The sequence below is a fragment of the Nocardiopsis sp. TNDT3 genome, assembly GCF_003427465.1.
GTDB lineage: Bacteria > Actinomycetota > Actinomycetes > Streptosporangiales > Streptosporangiaceae > Nocardiopsis > Nocardiopsis dassonvillei.
This window is the reverse complement of the sequence record NZ_QPFC01000639.1, coordinates 1-1,528: the sequence shown is the minus strand read 5'-3', so window position 1 is coordinate 1,528 and position 1,528 is coordinate 1. Positions and strand designations below refer to the sequence as shown.

The 1,528-nt window shown below is 72.4% G+C and carries 1 protein-coding gene; it reads right to left on the bottom strand.

The genetic code is table 11. The annotated features are described in order from the left end of the window. Positions 1-1,424 (bottom strand): histidine kinase dimerization/phospho-acceptor domain-containing protein (locus DQW06_RS16180; protein ID WP_117198839.1); only part of this gene is annotated, 1,424 nt, incomplete at its 3' end. Positions 1,425-1,528 lie beyond the last annotated feature (104 nt).

Genomic DNA, 1,528 nt, shown 5'->3' with positions numbered 1-1,528 from the left:
CGGCCGTGCTCCTCGGCCGGGATGCCGGGCCCCTGGTCGGAGACCCAGAACAGCACGTCGTCGCCGCTGAACCCCGAGCCCACAAGCAGTGTGGATCCCGGCGCGGTGTGCCGCACCGCGTTGGCGGCCAGCTGCACCACGGCCTGGGTGACGCGCTGCGGGTCGAGCCGGGCGACCCCCTCGGCCAGCGACTCCAGTCGCCAGTCGCGGTCGCCGAGCCTGCGCACCTTGGCGTCGATGTCGCTGGTCAGCTCGGCCAGGGACACCTCCTCCTCGCGCAGGAAGTCGGGCTGCTGGGCCTTGGCGAGCAGCAGCAGGTCCTCCACGATCCGGCTCATGCGGTCCAGCTCGTCGGTGACCAGGCGCAGGACCTCGCGCCGCTCCTCGGGGTCGTCGCCCATCAGCTCCAGGTGGCCGCGCACGATGGTGATGGGCGTGCGCAGCTCGTGCCCGGCGTCGTCCACGAACTGCCGCTGGGCGGTGAAGGCGCCCTCCAGCCGGTCCAGCATGCTGTTGAACTGCTCGGCGAGCGCGGCGATGTCGTCCCGACCGGACACGTCGATGCGCCGGGTCAGGTCCTCCTCGGTGATGTGCGCGGCCGTCTGCCGGACCAGGCGCACGGGCGCGAGGAAGCGTCCCGCCACCCACCAGGCCGCGGTGCTCGCGGCGATCAGCCCGGCCAGGCTGACCAGCGCGATCGTCTGCGTGGTGGAGGTGACCGTGTCCTCGTCGGCCTCGGTGAAGTAGCCGATGACGAACCACCCCGCGCCCTCGGCGTCGGTGCCGCCGCCCGGGGGCAGGGCGCGGATCTTCTCCCACCGCATCGGACCGGCGGGGGTGTCCAGGGTGCCGCGGGCGCTGGACGCCTCCAGGACCTCCGCGACCATCGCGGGATCCGCGGACACGTCGAAGGGCGGCTCCTGGCCCTGGCGGATGCGTCCGGGCTGGGCCGCGGCGTCCGGGGCGCCGCCCGCGCCGCCGCCGGAGGCCGACTCCTCCACCCAGCCGAACAGGATCTCGGCCCGGTCGGGGTACTGGCGTGCCAGGTGGAGCCGGATGAGGGTGGAGACGTCGGTGAAGGGTTCACCCGTGTTCGGGTCCACGCCCACGGCGGCGAACTCCTGGAACTCGCCGATCTCCTGGGACAGCGCCCCGTCCACGCGCTCGTCGTTGCGCGCGGTGAGCGCGCTCCAGGTGAGGATGTTGACCAGGACGAGGACGGCGGCCATCAGCAGGACGACCCAGGCCATGATGAGGAGTCTGGCGGGGATGCGCCGCTTCTGCGGCACCTCCGGCTGGGGTCCCCTCATGACCATGGTGGAGTTCACGTCGGTGTGCGCGGACGCGCTCCAGGAGTTCCCGCCGACCACGCCGCTGAGGTCCTCGGTCGGGGCGTCCCCGTCGAAACGACCCTCAGTCGTCATCGTCGCCGCCCTCGTTGTCGTCGTTGTCGTCGTCGCAGTCGTCATCATCATCGCCGTCGCCGTTACCGCAGGTGGGGGCGGGGGTCTGGCTCGGAGTCGAGGAG